This is a genomic window from Gulosibacter macacae, assembly GCF_003865375.1.
GTDB classification, from domain to species: domain Bacteria; phylum Actinomycetota; class Actinomycetes; order Actinomycetales; family Microbacteriaceae; genus Gulosibacter; species Gulosibacter macacae.
In genome coordinates this window covers 1-21,312 of the sequence record NZ_RQVS01000010.1, presented here as the reverse complement: position 1 = coordinate 21,312, position 21,312 = coordinate 1, and the positions used below count along the sequence as shown (strand labels likewise).

General features: G+C 64.6%; 16 protein-coding genes. 10 read left to right on the top strand and 6 right to left on the bottom strand.

All coding sequences use genetic code 11. The features are described 5' to 3' along the window. The first annotated feature begins 6 nt into the window (after positions 1–6). The 4 genes from EG850_RS09090 to idi all read left to right on the top strand — a co-directional run bounded on the left by EG850_RS09090 (position 7) and on the right by idi (position 7,902). The gene (locus EG850_RS09090; protein WP_124972726.1) at positions 7–1,167 is read left to right on the top strand and encodes an exonuclease SbcCD subunit D; all 1,161 of its coding nucleotides are present in this window, start codon (positions 7–9) and stop codon (positions 1,165–1,167) included. Further along, positions 1,164–4,205 carry an AAA family ATPase gene (locus EG850_RS09085; RefSeq protein ID WP_124972724.1) on the top strand — a complete coding sequence of 1,014 codons (3,042 nt, stop codon included), beginning with the start codon at positions 1,164–1,166 and terminating at the stop codon, positions 4,203–4,205. Before EG850_RS09090 ends, EG850_RS09085 begins: the two co-directional genes overlap by 4 nt. A gap of 76 nt (positions 4,206–4,281) precedes the next feature. Continuing rightward, the gene (locus EG850_RS09080) at positions 4,282–7,188 is read left to right on the top strand and encodes a cation-translocating P-type ATPase (protein ID WP_124972722.1); all 2,907 of its coding nucleotides are present in this window, start codon (positions 4,282–4,284) and stop codon (positions 7,186–7,188) included. A gap of 186 nt (positions 7,189–7,374) precedes the next feature. After that, positions 7,375–7,902, top strand: a complete 528-nt coding sequence (gene idi / locus EG850_RS09075) for an isopentenyl-diphosphate Delta-isomerase (protein ID WP_124972720.1) — start codon at positions 7,375–7,377, stop codon at positions 7,900–7,902. 53 nt (positions 7,903–7,955) lie between these two features. Here idi and EG850_RS09070 read toward each other — a convergent pair whose 3' ends face one another. The 3 genes from EG850_RS09070 to EG850_RS09060 form a co-directional block, all read right to left on the bottom strand. Beyond that, the gene (locus EG850_RS09070; protein ID WP_124972718.1) at positions 7,956–9,452 is read right to left on the bottom strand and encodes a CYTH and CHAD domain-containing protein; all 1,497 of its coding nucleotides are present in this window, start codon (positions 9,450–9,452) and stop codon (positions 7,956–7,958) included. A gap of 39 nt (positions 9,453–9,491) precedes the next feature. Beyond that, positions 9,492–9,998, bottom strand: coding sequence for a DUF3817 domain-containing protein (locus EG850_RS09065; RefSeq protein ID WP_268878159.1), 507 nt, complete (start codon positions 9,996–9,998; stop codon positions 9,492–9,494). A 132-nt stretch (positions 9,999–10,130) separates the two neighbouring features. Beyond that, the gene (locus tag EG850_RS09060; protein WP_124972716.1) at positions 10,131–11,597 is read right to left on the bottom strand and encodes an SPFH domain-containing protein; all 1,467 of its coding nucleotides are present in this window, start codon (positions 11,595–11,597) and stop codon (positions 10,131–10,133) included. A gap of 170 nt (positions 11,598–11,767) precedes the next feature. Between EG850_RS09060 and EG850_RS09055 the strand changes: the two genes are divergently transcribed. From EG850_RS09055 to EG850_RS09040, 4 genes are all read left to right on the top strand, one after another. After that, on the top strand, positions 11,768–12,775 hold the full coding sequence (locus EG850_RS09055; protein WP_124972714.1) for an NAD-dependent epimerase/dehydratase family protein: 1,008 nt from the start codon (positions 11,768–11,770) through the stop codon (positions 12,773–12,775). After that, the gene (locus EG850_RS09050) at positions 12,772–13,365 is read left to right on the top strand and encodes a DNA-3-methyladenine glycosylase I (RefSeq protein ID WP_124972712.1); all 594 of its coding nucleotides are present in this window, start codon (positions 12,772–12,774) and stop codon (positions 13,363–13,365) included. Before EG850_RS09055 ends, EG850_RS09050 begins: the two co-directional genes overlap by 4 nt. A gap of 63 nt (positions 13,366–13,428) precedes the next feature. After that, entirely contained in the window at positions 13,429–15,981 is a 2,553-nt protein-coding gene (hrpB, locus tag EG850_RS09045; RefSeq protein WP_124972710.1) for an ATP-dependent helicase HrpB, read from the top strand. 57 nt (positions 15,982–16,038) lie between these two features. After that, complete coding sequence (locus tag EG850_RS09040; protein WP_124972708.1) at positions 16,039–17,193, top strand: baeRF11 domain-containing protein; 1,155 nt, start codon at positions 16,039–16,041, stop codon at positions 17,191–17,193. Between the two features lie 15 nt (positions 17,194–17,208). On the opposite strand, the gene EG850_RS09035 is transcribed toward EG850_RS09040, so the two are convergent. After that, the gene (locus EG850_RS09035; protein WP_124972706.1) at positions 17,209–18,789 is read right to left on the bottom strand and encodes an OFA family MFS transporter; all 1,581 of its coding nucleotides are present in this window, start codon (positions 18,787–18,789) and stop codon (positions 17,209–17,211) included. A gap of 149 nt (positions 18,790–18,938) precedes the next feature. Here EG850_RS09035 and EG850_RS09030 point away from each other — a divergent pair, with 149 nt between their 5' ends. Then, positions 18,939–19,781, top strand: a complete 843-nt coding sequence (locus EG850_RS09030) for an SDR family oxidoreductase (RefSeq protein ID WP_124972704.1) — start codon at positions 18,939–18,941, stop codon at positions 19,779–19,781. A 69-nt stretch (positions 19,782–19,850) separates the two neighbouring features. Here EG850_RS09030 and EG850_RS09025 read toward each other — a convergent pair whose 3' ends face one another. Together EG850_RS09025 and EG850_RS09020 are read right to left on the bottom strand one after the other, a co-directional pair. Beyond that, positions 19,851–20,297: an acyl-CoA thioesterase gene (locus EG850_RS09025; protein ID WP_124972702.1), complete on the bottom strand. Its 447-nt coding sequence runs from the start codon at positions 20,295–20,297 to the stop codon at positions 19,851–19,853. A 146-nt stretch (positions 20,298–20,443) separates the two neighbouring features. After that, complete coding sequence (locus EG850_RS09020) at positions 20,444–20,770, bottom strand: 4a-hydroxytetrahydrobiopterin dehydratase (protein ID WP_124972700.1); 327 nt, start codon at positions 20,768–20,770, stop codon at positions 20,444–20,446. 110 nt (positions 20,771–20,880) lie between these two features. Here EG850_RS09020 and EG850_RS09015 point away from each other — a divergent pair. Next, a partial coding sequence (locus EG850_RS09015) for an SDR family NAD(P)-dependent oxidoreductase (protein ID WP_185715013.1) occupies positions 20,881–21,312 on the top strand: 432 nt, incomplete at its 3' end.

The window sequence follows — 21,312 nt, the reverse complement described above, 5'->3', positions numbered from 1 at the left end:
GCGCTCATGCGCATCCTGCACACCTCTGATTGGCACATCGGCCGCACCTTTCACGGCGAGCGCGTGCTCGACCACCTCGGCCTCGCGCTTGACGCACTCGTTACGGCAGTGCGCGAGCACGCCGTCGACGTCGTCATCATTGCTGGCGATGTCTTCGACTCGACGATGCCGAGTGCCGAGGCGTTCGACTTCCTCGACGACTATTTAGCTCGCATCCATGAGGCCGGTGCCGCGGTCGTGATGACGAGCGGCAACCACGACTCGGCTTCGCGCCTTCGCTTCCAATCGCGCTGGGCGAAGCTTGCGGGCATTCACATCTTTGCCGACGCTGCGACGCCGGCGGCGTTCGTCGATCTTGATGACGAGTTCGGCACGGTGCGGTTTACCGGCATCCCCTATCTCGAACCGGCACTTATCCGGCGCCACGAAGGCGCTGCTGAGGTGCACAGTCAGGCCGAGGCAATCGCGTGGGCAATGCGCGCGGCAGAAGCGGCGAATGCCGAATTCACTGGCCGATCGGTGATCGTTGCACACTGCTTCGCCGCCGGTGTTCCTGCCGCTGCCATGGCCGACGACCTCGAGCGAGACCTCACTGCTGGCGGGCTCGATGTGGTGCCGATTTCACACTTTGGTGACGCCGATTATGTCGCCCTCGGGCACATTCATGGTCGGGCCGAGCTATCTGAACGTATTCGTTATTCGGGGGCACCATTGCATTACTCATTTGGTGAAGCCAACTCCCCCCGAGGTGCGTGGCTGGTCGATCTCGACGCGGCCGGGTTTGCCGGGGCGCGGTGGCTGGCACTGCCAATTCCGCGCGAGTTGCGTGTGCTCAGCGACGAGCTCGTGGCACTGCTCACGAGCGACGACTACATGGATGCGGTATCGGCCTGGGTGGCCGCGAAACTCACCGATCCGGGACGGCCAATTGATGCGATGCGCCGCTTGCGCGAACGGTTCCCGCACGCAGTGCACGTGGAGTACGCACCGCGGGCGACCACCACTACGGCGAGCTATCAGGCCCGCCTCGCTGCAGCCACCACGCCAGAACAGCGTGTGGATGCTTTTCTCGAGCATGTGCGCGATGGCCGCGGCCTGCAGCCGATCGAACGCGAGGCGCTCGGCGAAATCATGGCCGAATTGCACGAAGTGGAGGCAGCGCGATGAGAATGATCACCCTCGAACTCGCGGGCTTTGGTCCGTATCGCACCGCGCAGCGCGTCAACTTCAGCGCCTTCGACGAAGACGGATTGTTTCTCATCGGCGGTCGCACGGGTGCAGGAAAGTCGAGCGTGCTCGATGCGGTGGCGTATGCGCTCTACGGCCGGGCACCGCGCTACGGCAATGAAACTCCGGCAGTGCGGAGCAATTTTTGCGCGCCCGATGAGCCGACCGAGGTGGCGCTCGAGTTCGAGCATGCGGGCGAGCTCTATCGCATTGAACGCTCGCTCGACCGCCAGGTGCCGAAGGCCAATGGCGAAGGGATGCGCAATGTCCTCGGCAAACAATCCCTCGCTCGCCGAGAAGGCGACGACTGGGTTGCATTGGCGACAAAGAAGGGTGAGATAGCGAACCAGCTCGCCGCGATATTTCCGCTGACTGCCGACGAATTTCTGCAGGTCGTACTGCTTGCGCAAAACGAGTTCCAGCGCTTCCTCACGGCATCGTCGGATCAGCGCCAGAATCTCTTGCGAAAGCTCTTCCGCACGCATGATTTTCAGCGGCTCGGTGACCTGGCCAAGACGATTGCCGATCGCCGTCGGGCGACGCTGACGGCAGAGTCGGAGCGGCTCAACGATGCGCTCGCAGAGTTGCATCGGCTCAACGATTCGATGGCGACCACCGAGCTTGCAGGTGAACTCGAGTCGGCGGCGGTCAGCACCGAACACGACGGCAAGGTACCGACCGTCGCTCGCCTTAGCTCACTCCGCGATCACATTGCCGCCGTCGCCGAGTCACGCGCCGCGGAGGCCACGACGCGCCAGCTCGCCCACGACCGTGCCCGCGCAGAGTTGAGCAAAGCCGAGCTCATGCTCGGGCGTCAACAACGACGACAGACCGCGCAACAGCAACTCACCAAGCTCGAAGCCGAAACCGAGCAAATTCTCAAGGCAACCACCGTGCGGATCGACGCCGCGACCGCCGCGGCACCACTACAACCCCTGCTCGTCGCTGAAGCACGTGCTGAAGGTCGAGCAAAGGAAGCTCGCAAAACGGTAGACACCGCAACGCGCACCCTCACCCGGCTCCTCGAGCGAGAACGAGATGCCGCAAGAAAGCCGCTACTCGACAGCGCTGACGACCTCGACGAGTCGAGCATCAGCGAACTGCGCGACCTGCGCGGCACGCTTCGGGCCGCGGGCAAGATTGACGCCGAAATCGTCACCGCCGAGAGCGGCGTGCGTACTGCTGAAGCCGAGGTGACTCGCCTCGAAGCACAGCTCAGCAAGCTCGACGAGCGCATGCGTGCGCGGCCGCTCGAGCAGGAGCAGCTGCAACAGCAACTCGACTCCGCGCGCCTGCGCGGCGCCGCCCTCGAATCTCACGTCGAGGCTGAGGATGCGGCCAAGCAACGGGCGCGCGCGGCGAGTGAACTCGAAGCCGCCCGGGCCGCCCTGGACGCAGCAGCGAGAGCACTCGTGGCAGCCACAAGCCGCAACAAGTCGGCAGCCGAGCACGAGCAGACCATCGTTGCCGCTCGCTTCGCAGGCTTTGCCGCCGAGTTGGCCGAGAATCTCAGCCATGATGAGGCATGTCCGGTCTGTGGTTCGCTCGAGCATCCGATGCCGGCACACGAACAGCGCACGGATGCTCGAGTTACCGAAGTCGACCTCACGAGCGCCCGCGCCGAGTCGGCAGCCGCCAGCGAGGCGGTGAGTGCTGCCAACGATCGCGTGCGCGAGGCTGAGCGTACGACCGCAGAGCTGGAGGCGCGATCGGGCGGTCTCACCTCGGTCGAGGCGAACGAGGCACTCGCACAAGCCGCCGCCACGACCACGGCCGCACGTGAAGCCAACGAACTTGCCGCAACACTCGAACGTCAACTGCGTGAGCTGCAAGCCGCTGGTGACGAGGACGCCGCCGCACACCGCACCATTTCCGAAGCCCGCAACGCCGCACGGTCGACACTGGTATCGGCGATGACCGCAGCCGAGTCGCTCCGTGCACGGCACGATCTCCTTCGTGATGAGCACAAGTCGGTTGCCGCCCGCCTTGCGAACGTTGAAGCCTTGGTCGAGGCAGCCGAGCGTCTGAGTGACGCCCGCGCCGCACACGAGCGCGCCGCATCCGAGCTTGCCACCACTTCAACCGAACTTGCGGAGCTGCTCGCCGCATCCCGCTTCAACGAGCGGTCCGAAGTGCGTGAGGCACTCCTTGACGACGCCGCCCGCACGAGGCTCGCCGACCAGCGCGATGCCCATTTCGCTGCCCTCGCCGCGGTTCGCGGTGTGTTGGCCGAAGCCGAACTCGCCGGGCTCCCCGACGCCGCCATCGACCTGGAGCCGTTCAACGAGGCACTGGCACGAGCACTTGCGCGCTCGACCGAAGCGCATCGGGCCTCGGGTGCGGCGGCGACGGCGCTTGTGGACGCCGAACGGCAAGCGAACATCGGTCGCGCTGCACTCACGCAGGTGACGAGGCTCACGCCGAGCACAGAAGCCGCAGCAGAACTCGCAGGCATGCTGCGCGGCCATAACGCCCGAAAGCAGAACCTGGAAGCCTTCGTCCTCGCCGCATCCCTTGAAGAAGTCATCGCCGCGGCGAATGCGCGGCTCGGCGAAATGACCTCGAACCGCTACACGCTTGAACTTGACGACGACCTTGAGGGTCGCCAAAAGCAATCGGGCCTGGGGCTTGCCGTGCTCGATGCGCACACGGGGGAACCGCGCAAACCCGAGTCACTTTCGGGCGGCGAGACGTTCTTGGTGTCGCTCGCGCTTGCCCTCGGTCTCGCCGACGTCGTCTCAGCGAACGCCGGCGGTATCTCGCTCGACACCCTGTTCATTGACGAGGGGTTCGGTTCACTCGATCGTGACACCCTAGAGATCGCGATGCGCACACTTGACCGACTTCGTGATGGCGGCCGCACCATCGGCGTGATTAGCCACGTCGAAGCGATGCAGGACCGCATCCCAGCCATACTCGATGTGATCGTCGTCGATGACGGGTCGAGCGCCTTGCGCGAGACCACCTCAATTCCCTAGGCCATCGCCCAACCCGCGACTGCCGACACACGAACAATCGGAAGATCTCTGGTCTTCAAAAGAAACAGAACCCCACATGGCTGACAGCACGAACCTGCAAATCGATCACTCCACGCCGTGGCATGCCACATCGGTCGAAACGGTCATTGGCGAATTGGCGGTCGTCCCCGACGCTGGGTTGAGCGCGAGCGAAGTAGCTACGCGACGGGAGCGCTGGGGCGAAAACAAGTTGCGGGCGGCGAAGACTGTCCCAGCGTGGCAGCGCTTTCTGCGGCAATTCGCCGACCCGCTCATTTACCTGCTCATCGCGGCCGTCATCATCTCGCTCATTGCCTGGATCATCGAAGGCGCCACCGGCATCCCCATCGACTCGGTCGTGATCATTGCCATCATCGTGCTCAACGCGATCATCGGATTCGTTCAGGAAGAACGAGCCTCCAAAGCAGTCGCAGCGCTCCAAGATATGACGGCGCCCACGGCCAAGGTCATCCGTGCCGGTCAGCGGCACGAGGTGCCGAGCGCCAGCCTCGTCCCCGGCGATATCGTGCTCCTGGAAGAGGGCGATACCGTACCGGCTGATGCGCGCCTCCTCAGCGCCACCAACTTGCTCGTCGGCGAGTCGTCGCTCACTGGCGAGTCGGTGCCAGTTGAAAAAGTCGCCGGTGAGGTCGAGGCGGATGCGCCGCTAGCTGAGCGGACCAACATGGTATTTGCGAGTACCGCGGTCGCCCAGGGCGTCGGTCGCGCTGTGGTCTGCGCCACCGGGATGCGCACCGAAGTTGGGCGCATCGCCGAGCTCCTCGACTCCACAAGTTCCGAACCGACACCCCTAGAACGCGAGATCGCGGGCGTCGGCAAGGCGCTCACCGTGCTCGTCATCATCGTCGCGCTCGTGGTGATGGCGACGGTGTACTTCATCACGCCAGATCACTCCGCGGCGAGCCTCATCACCATCCTCCTGCTCGGTGTTTCGCTCGCGGTGGCCGCCGTTCCCGAAGGACTCCCCGCCATCCTCTCAATGGTGCTTGCGCTCGGGGTGCAGCGCATGGCCGGTCACAACGCCATCGTGAAACGACTCAATTCGGTCGAGACGCTCGGCTCCGCAACCGTGATCTGTTCCGATAAGACCGGCACGCTCACCCGCAATGAAATGACCATTGAGGAAGTGGCAACCGTCGATGGCTCACTCGCCCTGTCGACACTCGAGCAACTCGATGATGAAGTCGGTGGTGATGTCGACGAGTACCGCAAGGTGCTCGTCCTCGGCTCCATCGCGAACAATGCCGAGGTTCGCTCGAGTGATGTGACCTCAGATCGTGCCGAGATCATCGGCGACCCGACCGAGGCCGCCTTCCATCTCGCCGACCGGCGCCTGGGCCTAGCGCTCCCCGAGTTTGATCGCGTACGTGAAGTGCCGTTCTCCTCCGCGCGCAAGCGAATGACCGTGGTCGTGCGCACTCGCAAGGAACTCGCACTCGTCGACGATGCCTCTGGAGGCAATGATCCGAGCTACGAATGGGTTATCGCTAAGGGTGCCCCCGATGTGCTCATCGAGCGTTGCACTCGAGTCCGCACGAACGGCAGCATCATGCCGCTCACCGATGAACACCGCGAGCAGATTGCCGAGCAGGTCGAACACCTCTCCGCCCTCGCCTATCGCACACTCGCAGTTGCTGCCCGGCCAGCGCAGGCCGCCGATCTCGACGGTGATGACGAACAGGTCGAGTCCGACCTCATCTGGGTCGGCGTGGTCGGCATCGTTGATCCACCGCGCGCAGAAGCTGGTGAAGCCGTCGCGGAAGCGCATGCGGCGGGCATCAGAGTGGTGATGATCACGGGCGACCACCCGACTACCGCAACGCGAATCGCCACTGACCTCGGCATCATCGAACCCATCACGGTCCCAGACCCTGCCACAGCGACCGCCGACCTCACTCGCCCACCCCTCGCGCTCACGGGCCGAGAACTCGATGCGCTCAATGCCGATCAATTCGCCGAAGCCGTGCGTACGGTCTCGGTCTTCGCGCGAGTTGCCCCCGAACACAAGCTCCGCATCGTCGAGACTCTGCGTGAACAGCGCAATATCGTCTCAATGACCGGTGACGGTGTGAACGATGCGCCGGCGCTCAAGACCGCCGACATCGGTGTCGCGATGGGTATTACCGGCACTCAGGTGACCCGCGAAGCCGCCGACATGATCCTCGCCGACGATAACTTCGCCACCATCGTGTCGGCCGTGCGCGAGGGCCGCGGCATCTTCGCCAATATTCGCAAGTTCCTCCGCTACCTCCTCTCATCGAATATGGGCGAAGTGCTCACGATGCTCTTGGGTGTTGCGCTCGGTACCGTGCTCGGCTTGCGACTCGAAGATGGCACTGTCATCCTGCCGCTACTCGCGACGCAGATTCTCTGGATTAACCTCCTCACTGATTCTTTGCCCGCCCTTTCGCTCGGTGTCGACCCAGTCCCCCGCGACGTCATGTCGGCAAAGCCTCGCCGACTCACCGACCGGGTCATTAACGGTGAAATGTGGTCGACCATCGTGTTCGTCGGTGTCGTCATGGCGGTTGCCACGCTCCTCGCCTTCGACTGGTTCTACCCGGGTGGCCTCCTCGATGGCCCGCACACCACCGACGAGGCGCACGCGCGCACGGCGGCGTTCACCGTGCTCGTGTTTGCGCAGCTGTTTAACGTGCTCAACTGCCGATCCGAACTCGATAGCGCGTTCGTCGGCATCGCGCACAATCGCTGGCTCTGGGGCGCGGTCGCGCTATCGATCCTGTTGCAGGTGCTCGTGATCTACGTGCCCGTCCTCAACCACGCCTTTGGCACTGTGCCGCTTGATCTCGAACAGTGGCTCATCGCCATCGTGCTCGCCTCGAGCGTGCTCTGGCTCGACGAGCTGCGCAAGATCTGGTTGCGCGCTCGTGCCCGCAAGCAAGTGGCCACAGCATCGGCAACTCACGTGGCGACAAATGAATAGCATTCGGCAATCTGTGCGACGATAAATCAACTGCTTTCCAACTGGGAATTTCGCCGCAGATCGCGACAGGCGAGCCAATGCGCGAGTCACTTTCCGCTTGCCGAAGTAGTCTCAATTACCGAGGATCCACACGCATAAATTGCGTGTTTCGCACCAGCACTGCTGCGAACTTGAGAGGACGACACCATGACCGACGACCTCGTCGTACTCGTCGACACCGATGGCACCCCCATCGGCTCCGCACCGCGCGACTCCGTGCACACCACGGATACGCCCTTGCACCTCGCGTTCTCGTGCCACCTGGTCGACAACCGCGGCCGGATGCTGCTCACTCGCCGAGCGCTCACCAAGGTCACCTGGCCCGGTGTGTGGACGAATGCGTTCTGCGGCCACCCTCGCCCCGACGAACTCAATGTCGACGCCGTTCGCCGCCGCGCCCGCCAGGAACTCGGCGTCGAGATCCGCGGCATTCGCCCGCTCATCCCGGAGTTCCGATACCGCGCCGTTGACGCATCCGGTGTGGTCGAGCAGGAGATCTGCCCGGTATTCATCGCCGAGATCGACGGCGAACTCAACCCAAACCCAGACGAGGTCATGGAGTGGGCGTGGGCTGATGTCGCCGAAGTTCGCCGCGCGGTCACCTCGACCCCATTCGTGTTCAGTCCGTGGCTCGTCGAGCAACTCAAGCAGTGGCCACGCGACCCGGTGGGCTAAGCCAATAGTTCGCTGTGGGGCGGCTCCTCAGCCGCTCCAGACCAGGTGGTGAGCTACTCAGCGAGCAATTCGTCGAGCAGTGTGCGCACGCGCGCGAGCTCCGCATCCCGGTCGGTTTCGAAGCGCCCGCGGAGCAGTTCGTAGGTGTCGATCGGTTCACCAGCCGCCGTGGCCGCACGCTCAAAGCGCTGGAGCTGTTCGTCGAGGATGACCGCATCCTGCACCGCGCCGAAGTCTTCGGCGACTTCTTTCCACGCCTGCCGCGTCGGTTTGGCGTCCTCATCGCCAAGCTGTTCCAACACCTCATACGAGTAACGCACGCGCTTTGCGCCCTTGCGCACCTCGTGCCAGGCATCAAGATTCGTCTCGTCGGCTCGCGCGGCATCCGTGCGCTCTCGCACGAGATCAATGGTGTCAGCCGCTAGCTTCGGCAACACCCCGAAGGCGGGGCGCCGTCCGCGTCGCGAGGTCGGCGAGTCGAGAATGAACTCCGAGGCAAGCAGATGTAGCGCATCCCAGCGGGGTGAAGCCACGACCCGGCGCAGGTGGGTGAGCGCCTGCGCATGCCGACGCCCGAGCGAGCCCTCCACACGCTCACGAATCGCCCCAACAATCTCGCCCTCAGCACAGGCGTCGAAGAGCTCCGCAAACTTTTCGACGAGCACCTCAGCATCGCGGGCCTCACCGAGCTGTTCCCCTGCCCAACGCAACTCCCCGCGCAAGCGCACGGCGTCCTGCCGGTCAAATACCCTTCGGTAGCCCTGCACCAGGCTGCGCATGCGACGCAACGCCACGCGCGATTGATGTACCGCATCCGGTGCGTTCGCTATGAGGTCGCCCTCGAGCGATTGCAGCTTGCCGAAGTGGCGCGCCATGATCGACACGACCGCGTCGGCAGCCGCATCATCAAGATCAACGGCTGGTGTCGGCGGCACAGTTGCCAGGATGTGGGCAAGTTTCGACGGTGCGTCGGTGCGCTCAATGCCCGCTTCGGTGAGCACCGGTTCAATGAGACCGAACGTGGCGATAGGCTCCCCTGCGGGAAGCTCGATCTCGACCTCATGCCAGTCGAGATCTAGGTCAACATCGCGTCGGAGGACGACGGCGCTCACTCGATCACTGCAGATTTCCGCGCGCACCCGCCCCTCATCGTCGAAGTGCTCGGTGGTCGTGCGCACGGTCGTAAGTTCGACGATCGGCAAGAGCGGTTTTTCCTCGAGCACCTCGGCAAACTCCGCGCGAAATGCGAACGGCACGCGCCGTCCGACCTCGAGCGGCAGCCGGTGCTCACCACGCACATCGCCGGTGCCGGGCGTCTTGAGATGCCAACCCGCATCCTGACCACCGGTGCGGCGGCGCAGGGTTGCGCGCGCCGCAAGCAGCGCAAAGTCGGGGGTGTCGTAGTACGTCGCGACGAGGGTGTCGATGCGCGGCACGCCAATGGGGCCGATGCTCGCAAGATCCGGCACCTCGACCCCCGCGGGCACACGGTACTTGCGTTCGGTTTCCGTAGTGACTACCCCGGTGCCGGTCTGCGCGTCGTTGTCCATGACGCCAACGCTAGAAGATGGCGCTGGGCGCCGACCGCGCTAGCTCTTCGGAATCGGCGGGCCGAGCCAGAGGAGCGTGACGAAGAGCACAACGACGAACGCAAGCAACAGCAGTACTGCGAGCAGCGGGCGACGCAGCACCCAGGCCTGCACGTGCTCGACAAAGCCCTTCGGCTCGTCGCCGCCGGGTGCCAAACGCCAGCCACCGGCCAGGAGGCCACGGCGGTCAACGGCGATTTCAAACGGTACGGTCACGAACGGCACGATCGCGAGGAGGAGTCCGGTGACGCCGACCTTGGCCGGCCACTTCTGATTCACCCAGACGAAAATGGTCGTCGCGCTGTAGCAGAGGAAGATAAAGCCGTGGATGCCTCCGGCAATAGGCGTGATATTGGTCACGTCAAGCGCGCGCAGAATGAGCGCGGTGATGAGACCCGCCCAGGTGACCATTTCGGCGAATGCGAAGGTCTTGAACAAGCGACGAGGGCTGATTCCGCGTGCGGCGACGTCAGCCTCGGCCGACGGAGTAGTCGTGTGGGTGGTCACTGGCGCTGATGCTCCATCTCAATCTCGAGTGGCGGGGTATCCGCCACTCCCCAATCTAGGTTTCGAGCTGAACCGCGTCCTCCGCCAAATGGACGGATTGCGCCAGTGACCTCCCGCAGGGTGCGACGTTGACTAGACGCCCGGCTCACTATTGCCGTCGCGCAGGCCCTTGGCGATGGCCTCGCCGGTGCGCTCACCCTGCAGACCCGATTGCACGAGGGCGGCAAGGTCGATGCCGGTGGCGGCCTTCATGGCGTCGAACGGCGCCTTGAGCGTTGCCGCCGATTCGATCGCCTGGTGCTCGGCGACGCCGCCAGTCGAGATCACCGTGTAGCCGCCGATCGCGGCCTGCGCCTTGGCGAACTCGGCCATCATCGGCACGAGCTGGTCGATGAGCTTCTGTGTGACGAGCGCCTGCTCGTGCTTTTCAACGGCCTCACCGAGTGCGAGCTGGGCGGCAGCCTCGGCTTCACCGGCCTGCTGAATCGCGAGGGCCTCGGCCTCGGCCTCGACGCGACGGGCGTGGGCATCGGCGTCAGCCTTCGCGCGACGCGCGGTGGCTTCAGCCTCAGCCGCGGTGGTGCGGGCGGTGGCTTCGGCTCGGGCCGCGGTGGTGCGCGCCTCGGCGTCGGCCTGTGCGACCTGCTGGCGGGTCTCGGCTTCCTTGGCTTCCTTGTAGGCCCTGGCGTCGGCGACACGCTGCTGCTCGTAGAGCGTCGCGTCGGCAACCTTCTTCACCTCAGCGTCAAGCTGCGATTGCTTGTTGTCGGCGTTTTGGTCAAGCACGGCCTTCTCGAGCTCGGCACGACGCAGCGCTTCGGCCTGTTCCGCCTCAGCATTTGCGCGACCAACGGTCGCCTTCGAGGCCGCCTCGTTCTCCTGGTAGGAGGTGCGCTCAGCGAGGGTCTCAGTGTCGGTTTCGATCTGACGCTTGGCAACGGCGCGAGCCGCATCGATGCGAGCCGTCTCAGCTTCGCGGTGCACGCGCTGAATTTCGGAGGCACCGAGGGCATCGATGTAGCCGCCCTGGTCGGTGATGCCGAGAATCTGGAACGAGTCGAGCACGAGACCCTGACGGTCGAGGTCGCCCTCGATACCCTCGGCGATCTGCTCAGCAAGCGCCTTGCGGTCTTTCATCAGCGTCTCAACGGTGAGCGTCGCCACCACACCACGAAGGGCACCTTCGAGTACCTCGGTCGTGAACGCTTCGATTGCCTTGTCTTGCGAGAGGAATCGCTCGGCGGCGCGGCGAATGAGGTCGGGGTCGGAGCCGACCTTGACGAGCGCAATGCCCTCGACATCAACGGTGACGCCGTTTGCGGCCTGCGCGGTCGGCTTGATCTCAATCGAGCGCGAGCGCAGCGAGAGCTTCGCGGAGCGTTGCGTGAAGGGGTTGATGAACAGACCTCCACCCGAGACCACATTGATCTTCGAGGCCTGGCCCTTCTTGGCCTTTCCAGTGATGATCAGGGCTTCGTCGGCACCCGCGGTGCGGTACCAGGTACGCGAAATGATGAGAAACACCACCGCGAGGGCAATCAGAATGATCACTGCGACGATGATGCCAATCGTCGCGAGCGAAGAGGAGAAGAAGTCCATGCGTGGCCTTTCGATACTGCATCTGGCAAATAGTCAGGGGGTTCTACCCTGCCAGGCCACAGCAACATGTTCATCGCCCGCAGGTTGCATCCTTGGTTGACGGCGAATCTGCACCCGCAGCCTGGCACGCTTGAGGCGTGGAGCCTACCGAGCAACAGCAGAGTTCGCGGATGTGGATTGTCACCGGAGCCGCCGGTTTTCTCGGCAATGTGCTCGTGCGCGAACTCCGCGCGCGTGGCGAGCGAGTGCGCGCGGTGTTGCGGTCCTCAATCGATCCGGAGTCACTGCGCGGTGTCGATTGCGAACGCATCCAAGGGGATGTGCTCGACGCAGCCTCGCTCGAGCAAGCGTTCGCGACTCCCCCGGGCGTGACCCCGATCATCGTGCACGCGGCCGGACTCGTCTCGATTGAGCGCAAAGTACCGCTCAAAGTGCGGGAAACCAATGTCGAGGGAACCCGTAATGTCATCGCCGCCAGCCGCAAGATTCCCGGGGCTCGGCTTGTCTATGTGAGTTCGGTGCACGCGCTGCCCGAATCGACAGCGGGCCCAATTCGCGAAACCCTCGACATTGACCCTGAGCGGGTCGTTGGCGAATACGCGAAGACGAAGGCCATCGCCACCTCGCTCGTACTTGCCGCGAGCGCGCCGGGAGCTGACCTGGATGCGGTGGTCGTGCATCCGTCGGGCATTATCGGCCCGGGTGACTACGGCCAGGGAGCACTGACTGCCTTGGTCGACAGCTTGGTTCGTGGCCGACTGCCATTTGTTGTCGAGGGCGGGTATGACTTCGTCGATGTGCGGGATTTGGCTGGCGGAATCATCGATGCGGCCAGGTTCGGTTGCCGGGGACGCAACTACATCCTCAGCGGTGGTTTTCACTCGATCGGCGAGTTGTCGGGCATTGTGTCACGTGCCGCCGACCAGCGCCCGCGGGCGGCGGTGCCGATCTGGTTGGCTCGGTGCTCGGCGCCGTTTGCCGAACTCTGGGCAAAGATCACCCGCACGCCCGCGCTCTTCACGAGCTATTCATTACACACGCTTTCGAGCAATGGTGCCTTTGACCACAGCCGCGCCACGAGCGAGTTCGACTACTCACCGCGACCCTTCGACGAGACGATTCGGGATGCGGTCGACTGGGTTCGTACGCGCGATCAGGCTGCTGAGTCGGCACAGTGACGGGCCTCGTTATCGGTACCGATGGGCTCGCGCGCACGGCCTGGGCCGAGTCTCATCCACTCTTACGCGAGTACTACGACACGGAGTGGGGCATGCCGGTGCGCGATGAGCGCGGTATGTTCGAGCGTCTCAGTCTCGAGGCGTTTCAATCGGGCCTCTCGTGGCTCACGATTCTGCGCAAGCGTGACGCGTTCCGCGCCGCGTTCGCGAACTTTGACCCCGCTGTCGTGGCGACGTTCGATGAGGGCGAGGTTGAGCGCTTGCTTGCGAACGCAGGCATCATTCGCCACCGCGGCAAGATCGTGGCCACGATCGGGAATGCCCAAGCCACGCTACGAATGCGAGATGAAGGCGGGCTCGACGAGTTCATCTGGTCGTTCCAGCCCGAGGAAACGCCGATGCCGCGTACGCTCGAGGAGGTGCCGACTCAATCGCCCGAGTCGGTGGCGCTCGCTGCCGCATTGCGAGCGCGCGGTTTTCGCTTTGTCGGGCCGACGACCATGTTCGCGCTCATGGAAGCGACCGGCATCGTCGATACCCATGTCGTGGGCTCGCATCGACGTGGCGCCGCAGGCGTGTGTCCGCAATAGCCTGCGGCACGGTTTGGGCGCGTGATTCGCGTCGGTTGTGTGCGACCGGCGAAACTGGTGGGTATGACGCTGTTTGATCTCGAGGCGATTGGCCGAGGCTTGCCCGCTGCGGCGCTCGTGCCGAAGCTCGAAGCAGCGTTGCGCAGCGGTCGCCGCGCGGTGATCGAGGCGCCACCGGGATCGGGCAAGACAACGCTCGTGCCGCCGACGCTCGCGAATGTCGTCGCCGCTATCGGGCCGCATCCCGGCCGCGTCATTGTGGCGCAGCCGCGACGCATCGCGGCCCGCGCTGGTGCGCGTCGGCTCGCCACGCTGAGCGGCACGCGCCTCGGCCAGGAGGTGGGCTTTTCGGTGCGCGGCGAATCGCAAACTAGCCGCAGCACGCGCGTCGAATTTGTCACCGCGGGGTTGCTCTTGCGGCGACTCCTCTCCGAACCCGACCTCCCCGGAGTCAGCGCGATCGTGCTCGATGAGGTGCACGAACGAGATCTCGATGCCGATCTGGCTTTTGCCCTCGTACGTGAGGTAGCTGACCTCCGCGACGACCTCGCCGTCATTGCGATGTCGGCGACGCTTGATACGGCACGCTGGGCAACACTCCTCGGCGAAGGCACGCCGGTACTCTCGGTGCCGATGGTGCCGCATCCGCTCACAGTTGAGTGGGCGCCCGCGGCTGGCCCACGTCTCGATGCGCGCGGAGTCACTCGTGCGTTCCTCACGCACGTGGCTGAGACGACCGCGCGGGCGATGGCAGCGCATCCCGAGGGCTCGGCGCTCGTCTTCCTCCCCGGCGCCCGCGAGGTCGACGAGGTGACGAACAAGCTGCGCGCCTACGGCATTGACGCGCTACCGCTCACCGGTTCGCTCGGGGCCCGCGAGCAGGATGCGGCGCTCACGCCACCTGCCGACGGTCACCCCCGGGCGATTGTCGCGACCTCGGTGGCGGAGTCGTCACTCACCGTGCCCGATGTACGGCTCGTCGTCGACTCCTGCCTCGCGCGCGAACCGCGCCTTGATCTCGATCGCGATCTCTCGGGGCTCGTGACGGTGTCAGTCTCGCGCGCCGCCGGTGATCAACGCGCTGGTCGCGCAGCCCGGCTCGCGCCGGGCAATGTGGTGCGCTGCGTCAGCCAGGCCGAGTGGGCTGCGTTCCCGGCAGCGGCACGACCCGAGATCGCCACAGCCGACCTCACCACCGCGGCGCTCACACTCGCACTTTGGGGTGCGCCCGGTGGTGAGGGGCTCGCCCTGCCAGATGCTCCGCCGCCGGCCGCCCTTGGCCGCGCCCACGCGACGCTCGCAGCCCTTGGCGCGATCGCACCCGTTGAGTCAACACCAGCGGCCAACCGCATCGAGGTGACCGCTCGTGGCCGCGCACTTGCGCAAGTCCCGGCGCATCCGCGTCTGGCCCGAGCGCTACTTGACGGTGCCGAACAAGTCGGCTCGACCCTTGCCGCCGAACTCGTCGCGGCCATCGCGCTCGACGAACGCGCCGATGGCGCCGATCTCACGGCGCTCCTGCGGCGTTTGCGACAGGGACAGACACCTGCCGCTACTCGCTGGCGTCAGGATGCCCGACGGCTCGCGTCGCTCATCCCACCGCAACCGTCGCAGCACGATCTCACCGGCGATGCGGCCCTCGCCTATCTCACCGCGCTCGCTCATCCCGAGCGCATTGCCCGGGCGCGCGGTCAGCACGGGTCATATCAGCTTGCGGGTGGCACGGGCGCAGCCCTACCAAAGGGGTCGTCGCTTGCGGGGCAGCCGTGGCTCGCCATCGCCGATGTCGCCAGAGGTTTCGCCTCCGACGGCTCTGGCGCGGTGATCCGCGCGGCCGTGCCGATCAGCGAGTCGCTGGCACTCGACGCGGCCCGTCCGCTACGCCGCGAAGTCATCGAAACCCAGTGGCACGAGGGCCGAGTGAGCGCCCGCAAGTCGCTGCGACTCGGGGCGATCGAGCTCAGTTCGACCCCGGTACCGGCGCCCCCACATGCCGCCCGCGAGGCCGTCGCTGCGGCACTCGCCCACGATGGCCTGGCATCCCTGCACTGGTCGCCCGCCGCCGAACAATTGCGCCGACGGCTCGCCCTCGTACACCGAATGCTCGGTGACCCCTGGCCCGCCATGGACGATGCGGCACTCCTCACCCAGGCGGAGTCGTGGCTCGCACCAGAACTCGACGCCCTCGCGAGCGGCAAACCAGCTTCACGCCTCGACCTCCACGGTGCCCTCCAGCGGCTCCTCCCCTGGCCCGACGCCGCATCCCTCGATGAACTCGCCCCCACACACCTCGAGGTGCCGAGCGGTTCTCGTATCGCGGTCGACTATCCCGAAATTGACGAGACGGATGCGCCGCCGGTGCTCGCCGTGAAATTGCAGGAGTGCTTCGGCTGGGAGGATACGCCGCGGCTCGTGCGGGGACGCGTTCCCGTGCTCCTCCACCTGCTCTCCCCCGCGCGCCGTCCCCTCGCCGTCACCGACGACCTGAGCTCGTTCTGGTCGAATGCCTATGCGCAGGTACGTGCGGAGATGCGCGGTCGCTACCCAAAGCATCCCTGGCCCGAAGACCCCCGCACAGCCCCTGCGCGACGCGGCACCGCCAAGTCGGGCAAATAACAGAAATCCCCTGAATACCTCGGGGAACCGCCCAGGCTGGCCGCGTAGCGTCGCCCCATGAGTATTGACGTACTGACCCAACATGACCTTGCTTCGCTTTCGAAGCACCGCCACCCGGCCAGCGTCTCCATCGCCTTGCCGGCTCCCACTCCCCGCAATGGCTCGGGGTTCACTTCCATTGCTCACGACACCGAAGCCGCGCGCACGGCATTCCGCACCGCGGTGAAGTCAGCGCAAACCGAACTCGGTGAACTCGGCGGCAACGTTGCCGACATTGAGGCGATTGCCGCGAACGCTCGCGCTCTTGAGACCGATCGCGATTTCTGGGGCACTCAGGCGCGTAGCATCGCGCTGTTTATTTCGCCCGAGGACGTGCGTGCGTTTCGTTTGATGAACCAGTTGCCCGCCTCAGTCTCGGTGGGCGATCGCTTTGACCTCGGCCCGCTCTTGCGTGCGGCGACCTTCCCCCACGATGGCTACCTGCTCGCGGTGACCGAGGGTGAAACGCGGTTGCTCTTCCTCGACACCGACGCGACCGCGCGCCGGGTGCCGTTGCCGACACTCGCCGAAGATGTGGCCGATCTTTTGCACGTCGACTTCCACGGCGGTGGACAACTCGACCGGCACCGCGCCGATGGGACGCTTGGTCCGAAGGTGCAACAGCGCAACTTCGCGTCGGCGATTCAGGATGCTGCCCTCGCCGCCATTGGTGACGACACCCGACCGCTCGTGCTCGCCATCAGCAATGATCTCGAACCCGCCTATCGCGCCGTGAATCGCTACGAGCACCTGCTCGAGGCCTCTCTGCCGGTGAACCCGGCGTCACTCAGCGACGATGAGTTGGCGCAGCGTGGCCGAGAGCTTCTCGAGAGCCATTACGCCGCCGAAGTGAGCGAGTGGGCGGAGCGCTTCGAGACGCGTCGTGCGCACGGTCGCGGGAGCAGCCAGCTCAGTGATATCGCCGCTGCGGCAGTGCGCGGCCAGGTCGAGTCACTCGTGTTCGATTTCGAGCACCGTCAGGAAGGCACGATGGACGAGTTCGGCAACCTCACGTTCGCCGACTCGCCCGGGCCCGAAAGCTACGCGCTCATCGACGCCGTTGCGAACCAGGTACTCAGCAACGGCGGGCGAGTTTACGCGCTCCGAAGTGCTGAACTTCCGGATGCAAACTCGCCCGCCGCGGCAATCTTCCGTACTGCAGAGCCTGCGTAGCTCTGCGCGATCGGCTTAGCCCGTAAAGAGGCGCGAAGCCGTGATCGCGGTCATGATGACGCCGTAGGCGAGAATGCCGCCGACGATCAGCCACGAAATGATCAGGCGGCCCATACCCGGCAGCGCGCCCTCACCGGCACCCTCGAGCTCTTCGGGGGTGCCGTTGAGCTTCGCAAGGGTTTCCTTGACGACGTCTTCCTTTTCGAAGTGGCGTTCGTTGACGCGGCGCACGAGCAGGTTCGCAATGAAGCCGATGGCAAGCAGGCCCACAATGATGAACAGGGCTGGCTGGTAGGCCTCGGCACCGAGCGCACCCGAGTCACCCTGGGCATCCAGTACGCCGTTGATGATGAGCGGACCCGCGATACCGGCCGCCGACCAGGCGGTGAGCAGTCGACCGTGAATGGCGCCGACCTGGTAGGTGCCGAACATATCGCGGAGGTACGCGGGGATGGTCGCGAAGCCGCCGCCGTAGAACGAGATGGCGATGGCGGCGATGAGCACGAACACGGCGATCGAGGTGTGTCCGAACAGCGCGAGCGAGAGGTAGAGGACGAGACCGACGCCGAGGTAGATCATGTAGATCGGCTTGCGGCCGATCTTGTCGGAGGTCGACGACCAGACGAAGCGGCCCGCCATGTTGAACAGCGACAGCAGGCCCACAAAGCCAGCCGCAGCACCCACACCGATGGCCGAGACTCCGCTCGAGTCACGGAAGAAGTCCTGCACCATCGGGCTTGCCTGTTCGAGCATGCCGATACCCGCGGTGACGTTCGTGAAGAGCACGATCCAGAGCAACCAGAACTGCGGCGTGCGAATGGCGCCATTAGCCGAGACCGAACCATCGGTGACCATGCTGTTCGCGGCCTTGGCCGGCGGGGTCCAGCCCTCGGGCTTCCAATCAGGATGCGGAATGCGCACGTTGATCACGCCAATCGACATGACCACGAGGTAGATCGCGGCGAGCGTGACGAACAGCAGCGCGAGTGCCGAGCCATTGGCCACCGAACCGGAGTTCGCCGGGTCGTAGCTCGGGTCGTAGAAGCTCATGAGCTGACGCGAGATGGGGCTTGCCACCATGGCGCCGCCACCGAAGCCCATGATCGCCAGGCCGGTCGCAAGGCCCGGACGGTCGGGGAACCACTTGATCAGCGTCGACACCGGCGAGATATAGCCGATGCCAAGGCCGATGCCACCGATCACGCCATAGCCGAGGTAGACGAGCCAGAGCTGGCCGGTCGAGATGCCGAGGGCACCGATGAGGAAGCCGGTGACCCAGCAGCACATCGCCACGAACATCGACTTGCGCGGGCCGTTACGGTCAACCCAGGTGCCGAAGACGGCAGCCGAAAGGCCGAGCATGACAATGGCAATCGAGAAGATGATGCCAATTGCCGTTTGCGAAGTCTGAAAGTGTTCCACCATCGAGGTCTTATAGACACTCGTGGCATACGCCTGTCCGATACACAGGTGCACGGCCAGGGCTGCTGGCGGAATGAGCCAGCGGTTATATCCCAGCGGTGCGATGGTGTTCTTACGGTCGAGGAAATTACCCCGGGTAGTTTTGGCCCGGGAGGAATCGGCCGTCGTTGTCATGTAACCACTCCAATCGACAATTCGTACCCGAGCACCCTATATGTTCATTCGCAATCGAGTAGCAGATCCCCGCACAACCGCACCCAGCACGCATTCGAATTTGCGCGAAAAAATGATTGCAGTTCACCCGCCGAATTAAGGAGTGCTTCATGTCGCGTACCTACATCATTACCGGCGCTGGTTCGGGGATCGGCCTCGCCACCGCCAACCTCCTCCGCGCCGGAGGAGAAACCGTCATCGGTGTTGACCTCAAGGGCGCCGATGTGACCGGCGACCTCGGCACGCCCGAGGGCCGCAAGCAGGCCGTCACCGACGTCCTCGAAGCCGCCGGTGGCAAGGTCGACGCGGTCATCGCCTGCGCAGGCATCTCCCACCCGATTCCCGCGACTGCCGCGGTGAACTACTTCGGTATGACCGAGTTTCTCGAGGGCCTGCGCCCCGCGCTCGCCGAGTCGTCGGCGCCGCGCGCTGCGCTCGTCTCCTCCATGTCATCGTTGCAGCCGAACTTCCCGCCGCTCGTCGACGCCCTTCTCGCGAACGACGAGACGAAGGCGCTCGAGCTGGCAGGCGAGCTCGCCAACCACGAGAACCCGCAGATGGGCTCGCTCATCTACGCTTCGTCGAAACGGGCGATCTCGCGTTGGGTGCGCCAGCAGTCGGTGACTCCAGAGTGGGCGGGCGCAGGCATCCCGCTCAATGCGGTGGCTCCCGGTGTCGTGACGACGCCAATGACCGCAGACCTGCTCGCGGATGCGCAGACGACCGCGTTCGTCGACGCGGTCGTGCCGATGCCCCTCAACTACCACCAGCCCCCGGAGTCGATCGCGAAGCTCCTCATCTGGCTCACCTCAGTCGACAACACCCACTGCGCCGGCCAGACCATCTACTGCGATGGCGGCGCTGATGTCGTGCTGCGCGGCGAGGATGCGTTCACCTGGGCAGACGAAACCGTGGGCAACTACTTTGCCAAGCTCTCGGGCGGTGCCGAGTAGTCACGTGCCAAGTGCATTGGGGGTGTCGCGGTCCACGCGACACCCCCAATTTCGTGCGTCTGGGCTTGACTAAAACCCGAGGTCGTCGTCACGCTTCGGGAAGCGATCCCGGTCATAGGTGATCGAGTCGTAGCCGTGTTCTACCGGCTTGCCGTGCTCATCCAGCCCCACAAACACGATCTTGTCGATCGTGAGGATGCGCTGGCCGGTGATGATGTTGCGCACCTCGGCGCGCATGGTGATTGAGGTGCGGCCGAACTTCGTCGCGCGGATGCCCATCTCAATCATGTCGCCCTGGATGGCCGAACTCACGAAGTTGATCTCGGAGATGAACTTCGTCACCGCCCGACTGTTGCCGAGCTGGATCATGGCGTAGATCGCCGATTCCTCGTCGATCCATCGCAGCAGGCTGCCGCCAAACAACGTGCCGTTCGCGTTGAGGTCTTCGGGACGCACCCAGCGACGGGTGCTGAAAGTCACATCGGAATTCGTGTCGAGTTCAACTTGATTGGTCAATGGTCTGCTCCCTGCAACGCACTTCGCTGTGCACGCTGTTGTGTGCTTCGGTTCGGACGCGATCGCGTCAATGCGACCCGAGAGCACACATTACCGTCCGTGCGTTCAGTTATTCGGTGACTTAGTTGCTCAGGATGCACATCGCACTAATGCTCGGCCGTGACTTGTTCCGCCCCAAAGCGGTCAGCCAGCTCAGAAATCGCGCGCGCGAGGCGCACATCGCGTGCCGTAAGCGCCTTGACGTCGTGACTCGAGAGGGTGAAGAACACCCGGTTGTAGCGGATATCGATATCGGGATGGTGGTTGTGCGCCTCGGCAATCGCCGCGACCTCATCCACGAAACCGATGCCTTCGACGAAGTTCGCGAAGCGGTATCCGGCTGAGAGGGTTGCTTCGGCGGCCTGCCACGTCGGCACGGCACGGGCGACCTCATCGGCACTGAGCGCGATTCGATCCTGCGGGTTTTGTGTCATGACCACAGTTGAGCATCCGCGACTGCGAAACTCTCGAATCGATCGCGCTAGGGTCGGGCGAGATGGCGCAATTGCCGCGAGATTCGCGGTGCACACACTCTGGGGGATGCATGGCTCGCTCAACCGCCCTCGTCACCGGCGCTTCGCGTGGCATTGGCGCGGCAATTGCGCGCGGACTCGCGACCGATGGCATGCGACTCATTGGCCTGCACTTTGGTCGGGACCGGGCTGCGGCCGAGCAGGTCGCTGCCGAGGTGCGCGCTGCGGGTGCGGTGCCGGTGCTGCTGCAACACGACCTCAGTGGCGGCGCGGATGCAGCCAAGGAGCTTGCTGCGGCCTGGCAGGCGGCCGTGGCAGAGGCGGGCCACCACGGCACCGATGTACTCGTGAGTAACGCCGGGATCAATGCCGCGGCACCACTTTCAGCCCTCGAGTCGGCGGAGTATGACCGAGTGATCGCCATCAATCTCACGGCACCGTTATTTCTCATTCGCGAACTTGCACCGCATTTCAACGAGAATGCGGCTCATCGCATTCGAGGG